Raw genomic sequence first — 15,357 nt, 5'->3', positions numbered from 1 at the left:
TGCCTGGTGATAACATCGCTATGACTGTTACTCTAATCGCACCTATCGCGATGGACGAAGGTCTACGTTTTGCTATCCGTGAAGGTGGCCGTACAGTTGGTGCTGGTGTTGTTGCAACTATCATTGCTTAATAACATTTAGTACTTACGTACAGAAAAAGGGAGCTTCGGCTCCCTTTTTTATTGCCTAAAATTACGAACATTTTCCTTGTTTGTATTGTATAAGCAGGAATACGCGAAAATGTAGCTTGATTTTATGGTGATAAGTGAGCTTTATTCGTTTAATAAAGCAAATCTGATATATAGTTATCAGATTAATTCATTGAAAATAAAAGACTTTATAACTATTTTTGTTTAACAATCAAACAGAGCTTGTTTTCAAAATTGTGATCTGTATAATGCACCGCACTGCCCGAGAGTTAGTCTTGTAAGCGCAGTTGTGAACCAATAAGCATTGAGGAGAAATGAACTGCAGGCTACGCCGGGTTTATTTCATAATGAATACTCTGACTTATGTTCGCAGTCATTAAATTGACTGACAATGCATCCGATAGGGATGCTACGTTCACATAAATCAATCGACATTCCCTCGTCTTTACGAGCGTGAGTGGCGATATTGTTTGTGTAATTTTTATTTGGAGCTCTGTCTAATGCAGAACCAACGTATTCGTATCCGCTTAAAGGCGTTCGATCACCGTTTGATCGATCAGTCAACTGCGGAAATCGTTGAAACAGCTAAGCGTACTGGCGCACAGGTTAAGGGTCCAATCCCTCTTCCTACTCGCAAAGAGCGCTTCACTGTTCTTATTTCTCCTCACGTTAATAAGGATGCACGTGATCAGTACGAAATCCGTACTCACAAGCGCCTTATCGACATCGTTGAGCCTACAGACAAAACTGTTGATGCTCTTATGCGTCTAGATCTAGCTGCTGGCGTTGACGTACAGATCAGCCTAGGTTAAGGGGAGATAAGAGAATGATTGGTCTAATCGGTCGTAAAGTGGGCATGACCCGCATCTTTACCGAAGATGGCATTTCTATTCCAGTTACTGTTGTTGAAGTTGAAAACAACCGCGTTACTCAGGTTAAATCTGTAGAAACTGACGGTTACAACGCTATTCAAGTAACAGCTGGAACTAAGAAAGCTAGCCGCGTATCTAAGCCAGAAGCAGGTCACTTTGCGAAAGCAGGTGTTGAAGCTGGTCGCGGTCTTTGGGAATTCCGTCTAGAAAACAGTGAAGAGTTTGCAGTTGGCGCTGAGCTAAGTGTTGAACTATTCAACGATATTAAAAAAGTAGACGTTACTGGTACATCTAAAGGTAAGGGTTTCCAAGGTGCTGTTAAGCGCTGGAACTTCCGTACTCAAGATATGACCCATGGTAACTCCTTGTCTCACCGTGCACCGGGTTCAATTGGCCAATGTCAAACTCCAGGTCGCGTATTTAAAGGCAAGAAAATGGCTGGTCACATGGGTGCTGAGCGTGTAACGACTCAAAACCTAGAGATCGTACGTGTTGACGCTGAGCGCAATCTGCTTCTTATTAAAGGTGCAGTACCGGGCTCAACAGGCGGCAACGTGATCGTTAAACCAGCTGTTAAAGCGTAACGTCGAGGAGTTAGTAATGGAATTGGTAGTCAAAGGCGCTGACGCGCTAACTGTCTCCGAAACTACTTTTGGGCGTGATTTCAATGAAGCGCTTGTACACCAAGTAGTTGTTGCTTTTGCAGCAGGTGCTCGTCAGGGTACACGTGCTCAGAAGACTCGTTCAGACGTTTCTGGTGGTGGTGCTAAGCCATGGCGCCAGAAGGGTACTGGTCGCGCTCGTGCAGGTACAATCCGCAGTCCGCTATGGCGTTCTGGTGGTGTTACTTTCGCTGCTCGTCCTCAGGATCACAGCCAAAAAGTAAACAAGAAAATGTACCGCGGTGCTATGAAGAGCATTCTTTCTGAGTTAGTTCGTCAAGAGCGTTTAATCGTTGTTGATAACTTCACTCTAGAAGCACCAAAGACAAAAGCACTAGTAGCTAAGCTTAAAGAGCTTGAGCTAACTGATGCACTAATCGTAACTGGCGAGTTAGATGAGAATCTATTCCTTGCAGCACGTAACCTATACAAAGTAGACGTACGTGATGCAGCGGCAATCGATCCAGTTAGCTTGATCGCTTTCGATAAGATTGTAATGACTGCAGCAGCAGTTAAAGCAGTTGAGGAGATGCTAGCATGATCACTGAAGAGCGTATTTTAAAAGTTCTACGTGCTCCGCACATTTCTGAAAAAGCATCAATGGCTGCAGAAAACGCGAATACTATCGTTTTCAAAGTAGCATTGAACGCAACGAAGAAAGAGATCAAAGCAGCAGTTGAAAAACTGTTCGAGGTTGAAGTTAAGTCTGTAAATACTCTTATTACTAAGGGTAAGACCAAACGTCAAGGTATGCGCCAAGGCCGTCGTTCAGACGTGAAGAAAGCGTATGTTATCTTGAAAGAAGGTCAAGACATCGACTTCGCTGGTAGTGCAGAGTAAGGCTAGGAGCAAAGAAGAATGGCTATTGTAAAATGTAAGCCGACTTCCCCAGGTCGTCGCCACGTAGTTAAAGTGGTTAACTCTGACCTGCATAAGGGTAAGCCGTACGCACCACTTCTAGAGAAAAACTCTAAGACTGGTGGTCGTAACAATAACGGTCGTATCACTGTACGTCACATCGGTGGTGGTAATAAACAACATTACCGTCTAATCGACTTCAAACGTACTAAAGATGGCATCCCAGCGAAAGTTGAGCGCCTAGAATACGATCCAAACCGTAGCGCAAACATTGCTCTAGTTCTGTACGCAGACGGTGAGCGCCGCTACATTATCGCACCTAAAGGTCTCCAAGCTGGTGATGTTATCCAGTCTGGTCAAGATGCTGCTATTAAAGTTGGTAACACATTACCAATGCGTAACATCCCAGTAGGTTCAACAGTACACTGTGTTGAACTTAAGCCTGGTAAAGGTGCTCAGCTGGCTCGTTCAGCTGGTGCATACGCTCAGATCATTGCACGTGCAGGCACTTATGTGACTCTACGTCTACGTTCTGGTGAGATGCGTAAAGTTCTTGCTGAAGGTCGTGCGACTCTAGGTGAAGTTGGTAATGCAGAACACATGCTACGTGAGCTAGGTAAAGCTGGTGCTTCACGCTGGCGCGGTGTTCGTCCAACTGTACGTGGTGTTGTAATGAACCCAGTTGATCACCCACACGGTGGTGGTGAAGGTCGTACATCAGGCGGTCGTCACCCAGTAACACCTTGGGGTGTTCCAACTAAGGGTTACAAGACTCGTAAGAACAAGCGTACCGACAAGTACATCGTACGTCGTCGTAATAAGTAATTATAAAGAGGATACGCCATGCCACGTTCTCTCAAGAAAGGTCCATTTATTGACCTACACTTGCTGAAGAAGGTAGAGAAAGCGTTGGAAAGCGGTGACAAAAAGCCTGTTAAGACTTGGTCCCGTCGCTCAATGATCATCCCTCAGATGATCGGTTTGACCATCGCTGTCCATAATGGTCGTCAGCACGTACCTGTTTTCGTTTCTGAAGAAATGATCGGTCACAAGCTAGGCGAATTTGCACCAACACGTACTTACCGTGGCCATGCTGCGGATAAGAAAGCTAAAAAGCGCTAAGGAGTAGGTAATGGAAGCTATCGCTAAACATCGCTTTGCTCGCATTTCGCCGCAAAAAGCTCGTTTGGTTGCAGATCAACTGCGCGGTAAGCCAGTTGCTCAAGCTCTAGAAATTCTTAACTTCAGCAACAAAAAAGCTGCTGATTTAATCAAGAAAGTTTTAGAGTCAGCTATCGCTAACGCAGAACACAACGAAGGCGCAGACATTGATGATCTTAATGTTGCTAAAATCTTCGTTGACGAAGGTCCTACCATGAAGCGTATTATGCCTCGTGCTAAAGGCCGTGCCGATCGCATCTTGAAGCGTTCTAGCCACATCACTGTTGTTGTAGCAGACCGCTAAGAGACTAGGAGAGAAAGCAATGGGTCAGAAAGTACATCCTAATGGTATTCGTTTAGGCATTGTTAAGCCTTGGAATACCACTTGGTTTGCTAACAGCCAAGAGTTCGCTGACAACCTAGACGGCGATTTCAAGGTACGCCAGTTCCTTACTAAGGAACTAGCAAAAGCATCTCTATCACGCATCGTTATCGAGCGTCCTGCTAAGAGCATCCGTGTGACTATTCACACTGCTCGTCCAGGCGTAGTAATCGGTAAGAAAGGTGAAGACGTAGAGAAACTACGTGCAGCAGTTGCGAAGATCGCGGGCGTTCCAGCTCAGATCAACATCGCTGAAGTACGTAAGCCAGAACTAGACGGTCAACTAGTAGCAGACAGCATTTCGTCTCAGCTAGAGCGTCGTGTTATGTTCCGTCGCGCTATGAAGCGTGCAGTTCAGAACGCTATGCGTCTTGGCGCTAAAGGTATCAAAGTTGAAGTAAGTGGTCGTCTAGGCGGCGCTGAAATCGCACGTACTGAGTGGTACCGTGAAGGCCGTGTGCCTCTACACACTCTTCGTGCTGACATTGATTACGCAACTTCTTCGGCTCACACCCAATACGGTGTTATCGGCGTTAAAGTTTGGATCTTCAAAGGTGAAGTTCTAGGCGGCATGCCGGTTGAAGAGCCAAAGGCTGAGAAGCCTAAGAAGCAGCGCAAAAGCCGTAAATAAGGAGTTTATTGATGCTGCAACCAAAACGCACTAAATTCCGCAAGGCCTTTAAAGGCCGTAACCGCGGTCTAGCGAACGGTACTGAAGTAAGCTTTGGTCAATTTGGTCTTAAAGCTGTTGGTCGTGGTCGACTAACTGCTCGTCAAATCGAAGCTGCACGTCGTGCTATGACTCGTCATATCAAACGTCAGGGCCAAATCTGGATTCGTGTATTCCCAGACAAACCAATCACATCTAAGCCTCTTGAAGTTCGTCAAGGTAAAGGTAAGGGTAGTGTGGCTTACTGGGTTGCTCAAGTTCAACCAGGTAAAGTTCTATACGAAATGAACGGTGTTTCTGAATCACTAGCACGTGAAGCATTTAACCTTGCTGCACGTAAGCTACCAATCAAAACCACTTTCGTAATTAAGGCGGTGATGTGATGAATGCACAAGATCTACGCGCTAAAAGCGTTGAAGAGCTGAATGCAGAGCTTGTGAATTTGCTACGTGAACAGTTTAACTTGCGCATGCAAGCTGCGACTGGTCAACTACAGCAGACTCACAATCTAAAAACTGTACGTCGTGATATCGCACGTGTTAAAACCGTTCTGACTGAGAAGGCTAGCGCATAATGAGCGAGAAAATTCGTACTCAGCTTGGTCGCGTAGTTAGCGACAAAGGCGATAAGTCTATTGTTGTTGCTATCGAGCGTAAAGTGAAGCACCCGATCTACGGTAAGTACATCACACGCACGACTAAGCTTCATGCACATGACGAAAACAACGAGTGTGGCCTAGGCGATACTGTTGAAGTTCGTGAATGTCGTCCAATGTCAAAGACTAAGTCTTGGACACTGGTACGAGTAGTTGAAAAAGCACGTATCTAATTACTGACTTTTCAGCTATTTAAGTTAGCGGCCCTAAAAATCTTGGGGCCGTTCATTTTTTATCTACCCATCGAGCGAAAATGGTGTTATTATTCGCCGCCTTTGAAGAAAAGGCATATCGACTCGTTTTGGGTCTAGATGTTTAAAAAATTAGCGGAGCACTAACATGATCCAAATGCAAAGTATGCTTGATGCAGCGGATAACTCCGGCGCACGTAGCGTAATGTGTATTAAGGTTCTGGGTGGTTCTCACCGTCGCTATGCACATATCGGTGACATCATCAAGGTTACAGTGAAGGAAGCAATTCCTCGCGGTAAAGTAAAGAAAGGTGATGTACTGAAAGCGGTGGTTGTACGCACCCGTAAAGGCGTTCGTCGTCAAGATGGCTCTGTCATTCGCTTTGACCGTAATGCTTGCGTATTGTTGAACGACACTACTGAGCAACCTATCGGTACCCGTATCTTTGGCCCTGTGACTCGTGAACTTCGTAATGCGAAATTCATGAAGATTGTATCACTAGCGCCAGAAGTACTTTAAGGAGCGACTATAATGGCAGCTAAAATCCGTCAAAACGACGAAGTTATCATTCTTGCTGGTAAAGACAAAGGCAAGACTGGTAAAGTAACTAAGGTTCTAGCAACCGGTAAAGTTATCGTTGAAGGTATCAACATGGTTAAGAAACACCAGAAGCCAGTTCCGGCAATGGGTGTTCAAGGCGGTATCGTTGAGCAGGCAGCTGCGATCGATGCGTCTAATGTTGCTATCGTTAACGGTCAAGGTAAAGCGGACCGTGTAGGCTTCCGATTTGAAGACGGCAAAAAAGTTCGTTTCTTCAAGTCGACTGGCGAAACTATCAAGTAAGTTTGGAGTAGTACTATGGCGAAACTGCATGATTACTACAAAGAGACTGTTGTAAAAGAGCTTTCTGAAAAGTTTGAATACAAGAGTATCATGCAAGTCCCAAGGATCGAAAAGATCACACTTAACATGGGTGTGGGCGAAGCTATCAACGACAAGAAGCTGCTAGAGAATGCTGCTGCTGACATGACTGCAATTTCAGGTCAGAAGCCGCTAATCACTGTAGCACGTAAGTCAGTTGCAGGCTTTAAGATCCGTGAGGGCTACCCTATTGGCTGTAAAGTAACCTTACGTGGCGAGCGTATGTGGGACTTTTTCGACCGCCTGATTTCAATTGCTGTACCGCGTATTCGTGACTTCCGTGGTTTAAACCCTAAGTCATTCGATGGTCGTGGTAACTACAGCATGGGCGTTCGTGAGCAGATCATCTTCCCAGAAATCGATTTCGATAAAGTAGATCGTGTACGTGGTTTAGATATCACTGTTACAACTTCTGCTAAATCTGATGAAGAAGCTCTAGCTCTATTGTCTGCTTTTAACTTCCCATTCCGTAAGTAAAAGTAAGGGTTACTAATGGCTAAAGAATCTATGAAGGCACGCGAAGCTAAACGTGCCAAGCTAGTAGCTAAGTTCGCTGAAAAGCGTGCAGCGCTAAAAGCTCTAATTAGCGACGTGAATGCGTCTGAAGAAGATCGCTGGAATGCAGTGCTTAAACTTCAGTCACTACCACGTGATTCTGCGAAGTCTCGTCAGCGTAATCGCTGTAACCAGACTGGACGTCCACACGGCTACCTACGTAAGTTCGGTCTTAGCCGTATCAAGGTTCGTGAAGCTTGCATGAAAGGCGAGATTCCGGGTCTACGTAAAGCAAGCTGGTAATCCAGTAAGCAATTCAGAATCACGGAGTATTAACTTATGAGCATGCAAGATCCGATTTCGGATATGCTGACCCGTCTTCGTAACGGTCAGGCAGCGAAAAAAGTTGCTGTAAAAATGCCATCTTCTAAGCTTAAAGTAGCTATCGCTGCTCTACTTAAAGAAGAAGGTTATGTGGCTGACTACACCTTATCTGGTGATGTTAAGCCTGAGCTAGAAGTTACTCTTAAGTACTTCGAAGCTAACCCAGTTATTGAGCAAATCCAACGTGTATCACGTCCTGGTCTACGCATCTACAAGAAAAAAGATGCGCTACCATCAGTGATGGGTGGCCTTGGTATTGCTGTTGTTTCCACTTCCAAGGGTCTTATGACCGACCGTGCTGCACGCAAAGCGGGTCTTGGCGGTGAGATTATCTGCTACGTAGCATAATAGGAGTAGGATATGTCTCGTGTTGCAAAAGCACCTGTAGTTATTCCTGCCGGCGTAGAAGTTAAACTTAACGGTCAGGAAATTACTGTGAAAGGTAGTAAAGGCGAACTAGTTCGTACTATCCATGATGCAGTAGTTTTAACTTTGGAAGAGAACAAAGTTACTTTCGGTCCTCGTGAAGGATTCGATAAAGCTTGGGCACAAGCAGGTACTGCTCGTGCACTAGTGAACAATATGGTTGTTGGTGTTACTGAAGGCTTCACTAAGAAGCTGACTCTTAAGGGTGTAGGTTACCGTGCTGCTGTTAAAGGCAACGCTGTAGGTTTAACTCTAGGTTTCTCTCATCCAGTTGAGCACGAACTTCCAGCAGGTATCAAAGCTGAATGCCCATCACAAACTGAAATCGTACTTACAGGTACTGATAAGCAGTTAGTTGGTCAGGTAGCTGCTGATATTCGCGCTTACCGTAGCCCTGAACCTTACAAAGGTAAAGGTGTTCGTTACGCCGACGAAGTTGTGCGTACTAAAGAAGCTAAGAAGAAGTAAGGTAACACTATGGATAAGAAAGCATCTCGTATCCGTCGTGCGACCCGAGCACGTCGTAAGATTGCTGAACTGGGCGCAACTCGCCTAGTTGTACACCGTACTCCACGTCACGTGTACGCTCAGGTAATTGCACCGAACGGCTCTGAGGTTATCGCAGCCGCTTCTACCGTAGAAAAAGCGATCCGTGAGCAAGTTAAGAGTACCGGAAACAAAGACGCTGCTACAGCTGTAGGTAAAGCTATTGCTGAGCGCGCGATTGAAAAAGGCATCTCTAACGTTGCATTCGATCGTTCTGGTTTCCAATACCACGGCCGTATCGCTGCACTAGCAGAAGCTGCTCGTGAAGCTGGTCTGAAATTCTAAGGTAGGCGGAAGATGGCTAACGAAAAGACACAATCAGATTTGAATGAAAAGCTGATCGCTGTTAACCGTGTTTCAAAAACGGTTAAAGGTGGTCGTATTTTCAGCTTTACTGCACTAACAGTAGTTGGTGACGGTAACGGTCGCATCGGTTTTGGTTACGGTAAAGCACGTGAAGTGCCTGCTGCAATCCAGAAAGCGATGGAAAAAGCACGTCGTAACATGGTTACAATTGCAATCAACGAAGGTACTCTTCACCACGCTGTTAAAGGCCGTCACACTGGTTCTCAAGTGTACATGCAGCCAGCATCAGAAGGTACAGGTATCATCGCAGGTGGTGCAATGCGTGCAGTGCTAGAAGTTGCGGGTATCCGTAACGTACTAGCTAAAGCATACGGTTCTACTAACCCAATCAACGTTGTTCGCGCAACAATTGATGGTCTTAGTGGAATGAACTCTCCAGAAATGATCGCTGCTAAGCGTGGTCTTTCTGTTAAAGAAATTCTGGAGTAATCGACATGGCTAAAACTATTAAAGTAACCCAAACAAAGAGCTCTATCGGTCGTTTACCGAAGCATAAAGCTACTTTGCGTGGCCTAGGCCTTCGTCGCATCAACCATACTGTAGAACTTGAAGATACTGCTTGCGTACGCGGCATGATCAACAAGGTTTACTACATGGTTAAAGTTGAGGAGTAATCAGTATGCGTTTGAATACTCTATCACCGGCTGCTGGTTCTAAGCCTTCTGCGAAGCGCGTAGGCCGTGGTATCGGTTCAGGTCTGGGCAAAACTTGTGGCCGTGGTCACAAGGGTCAGAAATCACGTTCAGGTGGTTCTGTACGTCCAGGCTTCGAAGGCGGTCAAATGCCTTTGAAACAGCGTCTACCAAAATTCGGTTTTACGTCTCGTAAGAGCCTTGTAACAGCTGAAGTTCGTCTAGCTGAGCTAGCGAAAGTTGAAGGTGATGTTGTAAGCCTTGAAACACTAAAAGCTGCGAATGTTATCACTAAGGACATTAAGTTCGTGAAAGTTGTACTTTCTGGTGAAATCGCTCGTTCAGTAACAGTGAAAGGCCTACGCGTTACTAAAGGCGCTCAAGCTGCTATCGAAGCTGCCGGCGGTAAAATCGAGGAATAATTAACTCGAGGATGAGGTACAGATGGCTAAACAACCAGGACAAGATTTTCGTAGTGCACAAGGTGGCCTAGCAGAGCTTAAGTCACGCCTATTATTCGTATTAGGTGCGATCTTAATATTCCGAGCAGGTTCTTTTGTACCTATTCCTGGTATTGACGCTGCTGTACTTGCCAGTCTGTTCGAACAGCAAAAGGGTACCATCATTGAGATGTTTAACATGTTCTCTGGTGGTGCACTCTCGCGTGCTTCTATTTTAGCTCTGGGAATAATGCCGTATATTTCTGCGTCTATTATTGTCCAGTTGCTAACTGTAGTTCATCCAGCATTAGCTGAGTTGAAGAAAGAAGGTGAGGCTGGCCGTCGTAAGATAAGTCAGTACACCCGATACGGTACGCTTGTCTTGGCAACCTTCCAAGCAATTGGTATTGCAACGGGGTTACCGAGTATGATTCCAGGGCTTGTACATAATCCAGGCCCTAGTTTCTATTTTGTTGCAGTGGTTAGTTTGGTTACCGGCACCATGTTTTTAATGTGGTTAGGTGAACAAATTACCGAGCGTGGTATTGGTAACGGTATATCGTTGATTATTTTCACTGGTATCGTTGCTGGTTTACCGCCAGCGATTGGACAGACCGTAGAGCAAGCGCGTCAAGGCGAATTGCACGTACTTCTTCTACTGTTAATTGCAGTTATATCTTTTGCTGTTATTTACTTTGTAGTGTTCATGGAACGTGGTCAGCGTCGTATCGTCGTTAACTACGCCAAGCGTCAACAAGGCCGTCGTGTCTTTGCTGCGCAGAGCACACACTTGCCGTTGAAAATCAACATGGCAGGTGTTATACCAGCAATTTTTGCATCAAGTATTATTCTTTTCCCAGGCACACTGGCTCAGTGGTTTGGTCAAAGTGAAGGTCTAGGTTGGTTAAGTGATATTTCACTTGCTTTAAGCCCTGGACAGCCTTTATATGTAATGCTTTATGCTGCTGCGATTATATTCTTCTGTTTCTTCTACACCGCGTTGGTATTTAACCCACGCGAGACAGCTGATAATTTGAAGAAGTCTGGTGCATTTATACCTGGTATACGCCCGGGTGAACAGACCGCAAAATATATAGATAAAGTGATGACGCGTTTGACTCTTGCTGGTGCGTTATATATTACCTTTATCTGTCTGATCCCCGAGTTCATGATGATAGCATGGAATGTACGCTTCTATTTTGGTGGTACTTCCCTACTAATCGTAGTTGTTGTTATTATGGATTTCATGGCTCAAGTTCAGACACATTTGATGTCTCAACAATATGAGTCAGTTTTGAAAAAGGCTAATCTGAAAGGCTACGGTCGCTAAGTTTAGTTATCCATATTTACGGAGTTTAGCAATGAAAGTTCGTGCTTCCGTTAAGAAAATCTGCCGTAACTGTAAAGTTATCAAGCGCAACGGTGTTGTGCGTGTAATTTGCAGTGAGCCAAAGCATAAACAACGCCAAGGCTAATTAGCAGAAATATTTCTTGCAAATTGAAGATAGGTTGGCTACATTAGCCAACCATATTTTGTTATGTGCAAAAGAATTGTACCACCGCTGCGTATCCTCAACGGGCTCTGCAGCGGTTATTCTTGTAAAGTACTAGGAGTGAATAGTGGCCCGTATTGCAGGCATTAACATTCCTGATCAAAAGCATGCTGTTATCGCATTAACTGCGATCTACGGCATTGGTAAAACACGTTCTCAAGCTATTTTAGCTGAAACGGGTATTGCTGAAGATGTTAAGATCAGTGAACTAACTGAAGAGCAGATCGATCTACTGCGTGATGGTGTAGCTAAGTACACTGTAGAAGGTGATCTTCGTCGTGAAATTTCCATGAACATCAAGCGCCTAATGGATCTTGGTTGTTACCGTGGTCTTCGTCACCGTCGCAGTCTACCTCTACGTGGACAGCGTACTAAAACCAACGCTCGTACCCGTAAGGGTCCGCGCAAGCCGATCAAAAAATAGTCGGATAAGGTAGAGTACAATGGCAAAACAACCAACTCGCGCTCGTAAGCGCGTACGCAAGCAAGTAGCTGATGGCGTTGCGCACATCCATGCTTCTTTCAATAACACAATCGTAACCATTACTGACCGTCAAGGTAACGCTCTATCTTGGGCTACTGCAGGTGGTTCAGGTTTCCGTGGTTCTCGTAAATCTACTCCGTTCGCTGCACAGGTTGCTGCTGAGCGTTGTGGTGAAATGGCCAAAGAATATGGCGTTAAGAACCTAGAAGTTATGGTTAAGGGCCCTGGTCCTGGTCGTGAGTCTACAATCCGTGCTTTAAACGCAGCGGGTTTCCGTATCACTAACATTGTTGATGCGACTCCGATCCCTCATAACGGTTGTCGTCCACCTAAGAAACGTCGCGTATAACGTTTCGTTTCTAGGAAATTGGAGAAAGAAAAATGGCAAGATATTTGGGTCCTAAGCTAAAGCTTAGCCGTCGCGAAGGCACTGACTTATTCCTTAAGTCTGGTGTACGTGCGATTGATACCAAGTGTAAGATTGATAACGCGCCGGGCCAACATGGTGCTCGTCGTGGTCGTCTATCTGATTACGGCGTTCAGCTTCGTGAGAAGCAGAAAGTTCGTCGTACATATGGCGTACTAGAAAAACAATTCCGTAACTACTACAAGACAGCTGCCCGCATCAAGGGTAACACAGGTGAAAACCTGCTTCAGCTTCTTGAAGGTCGTCTAGATAACGTAGTTTACCGCATGGGCTTTGGCGCAACTCGCGCAGAAGCACGTCAGCTGGTAAGCCACAAAGCGATCCTAGTTAACGGTCAAGTCGTAAACGTTCCTTCTTTCAAGGTAGCGGCAAACGACGTTGTTAGCATTCGTGAGAAAGCTAAGAACCAAGCACGCATTAAAGCAGCTCTAGAAGTTGCTACACAGCGTGAACTACCGACTTGGGTCGAAGTAGACAGCAGCAAGATGGAAGGTACGTTTAAGCGTCTTCCAGAACGTTCTGATTTGTCTGCCGACATCAATGAACACCTGATCGTCGAGCTTTACTCTAAGTAAGGCTACAGTTAAGAGAGGACACAATGCAGGGTTCTGTAACAGAATTTCTTAAGCCGCGTCTTGTTGACATCGAACAAGTTAGCACGACACACGCAAAAGTAACTCTAGAGCCATTAGAGCGTGGTTTTGGCCACACTTTAGGAAACGCTCTTCGTCGTATTTTATTATCTTCTATGCCAGGTTGTGCTGTAACAGAAGTTGAAATCGACGGTGTGTTACATGAGTACAGCACCAAAGAAGGCGTTCAGGAGGATATCCTTGAAATTCTTCTAAACCTTAAAGGTCTAGCCGTTAAGGTTGAGGGTAAAGATGAAGTTATTCTTACTCTGAACAAATCTGGTGCAGGCCCTGTTGTTGCAGGTGACATCACCCATGATGGTGATGTTGAGATTGCGAATCCAGAGCACGTAATCTGCCATATTACTGATGACAATGCTGAATTAAGCATGCGCATCAAGGTAGAGCGTGGTCGCGGCTACGTACCAGCATCAGCTCGTATTCACACTGAAGAAGATGAGCGTCCAATTGGTCGTCTGTTAGTAGATGCTACTTACAGCCCAGTGGACCGTATTGCTTACGCTGTTGAAGCAGCTCGCGTTGAACAACGCACTGACTTAGACAAGCTAGTAATCGATATGGAGACTAATGGTACTCTTGATCCTGAGGAAGCTATCCGTCGTGCAGCAACTATTCTTGCTGAACAATTGGATGCATTCGTAGATCTTCGAGATGTACGTGTTCCTGAAGAGAAAGAAGAGAAGCCGGAGTTCGATCCGATCCTACTGCGTCCTGTAGACGATCTTGAACTAACTGTTCGCTCTGCTAACTGTCTAAAAGCAGAAGCGATCCACTACATCGGTGATCTTGTTCAGCGTACTGAGGTTGAGCTTCTTAAAACGCCAAACCTTGGTAAGAAGTCTTTGACAGAAATCAAAGATGTATTGGCATCTCGTGGTCTATCTCTAGGTATGCGCCTAGAAAATTGGCCGCCAGCTTCAATCGCTGAAGATTAATAGTTTACTGATATCTAGTTAGAAGGATTAGGTCATGCGCCATCGTAAGAGTGGTCGTCAACTCAACCGCAACAGCAGTCATCGTAAAGCGATGTTCAGCAACATGGCTAGCTCTCTGGTACGTCACGAATTAATTAAGACTACCTTGCCTAAAGCAAAAGAGCTACGTCGCGTAATTGAGCCTTTGATTACCCTAGCTAAGACAGACAGTGTTGCTAACCGTCGTCTTGCATTCGCTCGTACTCGTGACAACGAAGTTGTTGCGAAACTATTTAACGAACTAGGTCCACGCTTTGCTGCGCGTCCTGGTGGTTACACTCGTATCATGAAGTGCGGTTTCCGTACTGGTGATAAAGCTCCTATGGCTTACATCGAGTTATTAGACCGTCCTGCAAAGGAAGAAGCTGCTGCTGAATAAGCAATAGCCGTTAAATAAGAAGAGAAGCCGAGTCATTAGACTCGGCTTTTTTTTTGCATGTAATTTATAATGATGGATTCATTATGTGGTTACTATGCTCTATGTGATGCTTGATAGTTCAGGTTTTGGTGGGATTGAAAGCCATGTGTTACAGCTTTCATTGCTTCTTAAAGATAAGAAAATTCCGTTTAAAGTTGTTTTTATCTCTAAAGCATCTAATCACCCGCTTTACCCTTTATTAGAAAAAAACCAAATTGAATATTTTACTTCAGCAAGTTTTGTCCATTTTTCATTGCTAGTTCAGTCTCATGATATTCTGCATGCTCATGGATATAAATCTTCATTATGGGCGCGATGTTTAAAACTGCTACGCAGATGTAGAGTGCTTACCAGTTTTCACGCCGGTGAGTTTTTAATTGGACGTTTAGCTTTTTATGAATGGCTTAATCGTTCGACTAGTTTTTTATCAACGAATTTTGCTGTAAGTGACGAGATAAAATCGAAAGTACCTTTTCAGTGTTACGTCTTAAATAACTTTATTCATTCTATTCCTCCCTTTGTGTTACGTCGCCGACATACAACTTTTCAAGTCGGTTTTGTTGGCCGGTTATGTCATGTCAAAGGTATTGACCGCTATCTACAGCTTTCTAACCAATGCCCAACTATTAAATTTCATGTTTTTGGTGATGGTGAAGAGTCTAATTTATTGGGCAGTTATCCCAATATTAAATGGCATGGCGCCGTTGAAGATATGTCACTTCATTGGAATAAAATTGATTTACTGCTTATCTCTTCACGTGCAGAAGGGCTACCAATGGCAGCTTTAGAGGCGATGGCATATGGTATTCCTGTAATAGGCACAAAAGTGGGTGATTTGCCTTTGCTTGTAGATACGAGATGGCTTGTTGATGAGTTTGATTGGTCAAAGTTAGCTTGGTATATCCTCTGTTTTGACTCTATGACCAACAAAGAGTGGCAGGCATGCTCTAAATATAGCTATATTCAAGTTGTAACTAAATTTAGTGGAAAACAACGCTGGAATATACTTGCTAACGCCTATGGAATTAAGCAGTAAT

The 15,357-nt window shown here is 44.8% G+C and carries 29 protein-coding genes and 1 pseudogene; all 30 read left to right on the top strand.

The window, feature by feature from the left end; all coding sequences use genetic code 11:
• Positions 1 to 131: pseudogene (gene tuf / locus C9J38_RS20640) on the top strand (elongation factor Tu); the annotation flags it as partial.
• 518 nt (positions 132 to 649) lie between these two features.
• A complete protein-coding gene (gene rpsJ / locus C9J38_RS20635) occupies positions 650 to 961 on the top strand; it encodes a 30S ribosomal protein S10 (protein ID WP_002541412.1) in 312 nt (103 codons plus the stop codon).
• A gap of 14 nt (positions 962 to 975) precedes the next feature.
• Positions 976 to 1,605, top strand: coding sequence for a 50S ribosomal protein L3 (gene rplC, locus C9J38_RS20630; protein WP_107208697.1), 630 nt, complete (start codon positions 976 to 978; stop codon positions 1,603 to 1,605).
• A 16-nt stretch (positions 1,606 to 1,621) separates the two neighbouring features.
• Positions 1,622 to 2,224: a 50S ribosomal protein L4 gene (rplD, locus tag C9J38_RS20625; protein ID WP_006647440.1), complete on the top strand. Its 603-nt coding sequence runs from the start codon at positions 1,622 to 1,624 to the stop codon at positions 2,222 to 2,224.
• Entirely contained in the window at positions 2,221 to 2,523 is a 303-nt protein-coding gene (rplW, locus tag C9J38_RS20620; protein ID WP_006647439.1) for a 50S ribosomal protein L23, read from the top strand. Before rplD ends, rplW begins: the two co-directional genes overlap by 4 nt.
• 18 nt (positions 2,524 to 2,541) lie before the next feature.
• A complete protein-coding gene (rplB, locus tag C9J38_RS20615) occupies positions 2,542 to 3,366 on the top strand; it encodes a 50S ribosomal protein L2 (RefSeq protein WP_045084936.1) in 825 nt (274 codons plus the stop codon).
• 18 nt (positions 3,367 to 3,384) lie between these two features.
• A complete protein-coding gene (gene rpsS / locus C9J38_RS20610; protein WP_005302795.1) occupies positions 3,385 to 3,663 on the top strand; it encodes a 30S ribosomal protein S19 in 279 nt (92 codons plus the stop codon).
• 10 nt (positions 3,664 to 3,673) lie between these two features.
• Positions 3,674 to 4,006, top strand: coding sequence for a 50S ribosomal protein L22 (rplV, locus tag C9J38_RS20605; RefSeq protein ID WP_005302797.1), 333 nt, complete (start codon positions 3,674 to 3,676; stop codon positions 4,004 to 4,006).
• 19 nt (positions 4,007 to 4,025) lie between these two features.
• Positions 4,026 to 4,715, top strand: a complete 690-nt coding sequence (gene rpsC / locus C9J38_RS20600; RefSeq protein ID WP_005371002.1) for a 30S ribosomal protein S3 — start codon at positions 4,026 to 4,028, stop codon at positions 4,713 to 4,715.
• Between the two features lie 11 nt (positions 4,716 to 4,726).
• On the top strand, positions 4,727 to 5,137 hold the full coding sequence (rplP, locus tag C9J38_RS20595; protein ID WP_005371000.1) for a 50S ribosomal protein L16: 411 nt from the start codon (positions 4,727 to 4,729) through the stop codon (positions 5,135 to 5,137).
• Positions 5,137 to 5,328: a 50S ribosomal protein L29 gene (gene rpmC, locus C9J38_RS20590; RefSeq protein WP_005370998.1), complete on the top strand. Its 192-nt coding sequence runs from the start codon at positions 5,137 to 5,139 to the stop codon at positions 5,326 to 5,328. Before rplP ends, rpmC begins: the two co-directional genes overlap by 1 nt.
• Positions 5,328 to 5,582 (top strand): 30S ribosomal protein S17, encoded by a 255-nt coding sequence (rpsQ, locus tag C9J38_RS20585; protein WP_005370996.1) that lies wholly within the window; start codon positions 5,328 to 5,330, stop codon positions 5,580 to 5,582. The genes rpmC and rpsQ overlap by 1 nt, the downstream gene beginning before the upstream one ends.
• Before the next feature lie 166 nt (positions 5,583 to 5,748).
• Entirely contained in the window at positions 5,749 to 6,120 is a 372-nt protein-coding gene (rplN, locus tag C9J38_RS20580) for a 50S ribosomal protein L14 (RefSeq protein ID WP_107208696.1), read from the top strand.
• A gap of 12 nt (positions 6,121 to 6,132) precedes the next feature.
• Positions 6,133 to 6,444 carry a 50S ribosomal protein L24 gene (rplX, locus tag C9J38_RS20575; protein ID WP_008988080.1) on the top strand — a complete coding sequence of 104 codons (312 nt, stop codon included), beginning with the start codon at positions 6,133 to 6,135 and terminating at the stop codon, positions 6,442 to 6,444.
• A gap of 15 nt (positions 6,445 to 6,459) precedes the next feature.
• Complete coding sequence (gene rplE, locus C9J38_RS20570; RefSeq protein WP_005370989.1) at positions 6,460 to 6,999, top strand: 50S ribosomal protein L5; 540 nt, start codon at positions 6,460 to 6,462, stop codon at positions 6,997 to 6,999.
• A gap of 15 nt (positions 7,000 to 7,014) precedes the next feature.
• Positions 7,015 to 7,320 (top strand): 30S ribosomal protein S14, encoded by a 306-nt coding sequence (gene rpsN / locus C9J38_RS20565; protein ID WP_005370985.1) that lies wholly within the window; start codon positions 7,015 to 7,017, stop codon positions 7,318 to 7,320.
• Positions 7,321 to 7,356: 36 nt separating this feature from the next.
• Positions 7,357 to 7,749: a 30S ribosomal protein S8 gene (rpsH, locus tag C9J38_RS20560; RefSeq protein WP_005370983.1), complete on the top strand. Its 393-nt coding sequence runs from the start codon at positions 7,357 to 7,359 to the stop codon at positions 7,747 to 7,749.
• Between the two features lie 12 nt (positions 7,750 to 7,761).
• Positions 7,762 to 8,295, top strand: coding sequence for a 50S ribosomal protein L6 (rplF, locus tag C9J38_RS20555; protein WP_005370981.1), 534 nt, complete (start codon positions 7,762 to 7,764; stop codon positions 8,293 to 8,295).
• 9 nt (positions 8,296 to 8,304) lie between these two features.
• The gene (gene rplR / locus C9J38_RS20550) at positions 8,305 to 8,658 is read left to right on the top strand and encodes a 50S ribosomal protein L18 (protein ID WP_005370979.1); all 354 of its coding nucleotides are present in this window, start codon (positions 8,305 to 8,307) and stop codon (positions 8,656 to 8,658) included.
• 12 nt (positions 8,659 to 8,670) lie between these two features.
• Complete coding sequence (gene rpsE, locus C9J38_RS20545; RefSeq protein ID WP_005370977.1) at positions 8,671 to 9,168, top strand: 30S ribosomal protein S5; 498 nt, start codon at positions 8,671 to 8,673, stop codon at positions 9,166 to 9,168.
• 5 nt (positions 9,169 to 9,173) lie between these two features.
• Positions 9,174 to 9,353, top strand: a complete 180-nt coding sequence (gene rpmD / locus C9J38_RS20540) for a 50S ribosomal protein L30 (RefSeq protein ID WP_005302823.1) — start codon at positions 9,174 to 9,176, stop codon at positions 9,351 to 9,353.
• Positions 9,354 to 9,358: 5 nt separating this feature from the next.
• A complete protein-coding gene (gene rplO / locus C9J38_RS20535; RefSeq protein WP_005370970.1) occupies positions 9,359 to 9,793 on the top strand; it encodes a 50S ribosomal protein L15 in 435 nt (144 codons plus the stop codon).
• A 22-nt stretch (positions 9,794 to 9,815) separates the two neighbouring features.
• Positions 9,816 to 11,141: a preprotein translocase subunit SecY gene (secY, locus tag C9J38_RS20530; RefSeq protein WP_005370968.1), complete on the top strand. Its 1,326-nt coding sequence runs from the start codon at positions 9,816 to 9,818 to the stop codon at positions 11,139 to 11,141.
• Between the two features lie 31 nt (positions 11,142 to 11,172).
• A complete protein-coding gene (gene rpmJ, locus C9J38_RS20525; protein WP_000868186.1) occupies positions 11,173 to 11,286 on the top strand; it encodes a 50S ribosomal protein L36 in 114 nt (37 codons plus the stop codon).
• A 145-nt stretch (positions 11,287 to 11,431) separates the two neighbouring features.
• A complete protein-coding gene (rpsM, locus tag C9J38_RS20520) occupies positions 11,432 to 11,788 on the top strand; it encodes a 30S ribosomal protein S13 (RefSeq protein WP_005370966.1) in 357 nt (118 codons plus the stop codon).
• Positions 11,789 to 11,807: 19 nt separating this feature from the next.
• The gene (gene rpsK / locus C9J38_RS20515; RefSeq protein ID WP_005370963.1) at positions 11,808 to 12,197 is read left to right on the top strand and encodes a 30S ribosomal protein S11; all 390 of its coding nucleotides are present in this window, start codon (positions 11,808 to 11,810) and stop codon (positions 12,195 to 12,197) included.
• A gap of 32 nt (positions 12,198 to 12,229) precedes the next feature.
• Complete coding sequence (gene rpsD / locus C9J38_RS20510; protein ID WP_005370959.1) at positions 12,230 to 12,850, top strand: 30S ribosomal protein S4; 621 nt, start codon at positions 12,230 to 12,232, stop codon at positions 12,848 to 12,850.
• A 23-nt stretch (positions 12,851 to 12,873) separates the two neighbouring features.
• Positions 12,874 to 13,863, top strand: a complete 990-nt coding sequence (gene rpoA, locus C9J38_RS20505; protein WP_005370957.1) for a DNA-directed RNA polymerase subunit alpha — start codon at positions 12,874 to 12,876, stop codon at positions 13,861 to 13,863.
• Between the two features lie 34 nt (positions 13,864 to 13,897).
• Positions 13,898 to 14,281 (top strand): 50S ribosomal protein L17, encoded by a 384-nt coding sequence (gene rplQ, locus C9J38_RS20500; protein WP_005370955.1) that lies wholly within the window; start codon positions 13,898 to 13,900, stop codon positions 14,279 to 14,281.
• Between the two features lie 106 nt (positions 14,282 to 14,387).
• Positions 14,388 to 15,356, top strand: coding sequence for a glycosyltransferase family 4 protein (locus C9J38_RS20495; protein WP_233217847.1), 969 nt, complete (start codon positions 14,388 to 14,390; stop codon positions 15,354 to 15,356).
• Position 15,357: the final 1 nt, after the last annotated feature.

Source organism: Photobacterium sp. GB-210, assembly GCF_003026075.1.
Lineage (GTDB): Bacteria > Pseudomonadota > Gammaproteobacteria > Enterobacterales > Vibrionaceae > Photobacterium.
This window is presented reverse-complemented; position numbering and strand designations above follow the sequence as displayed.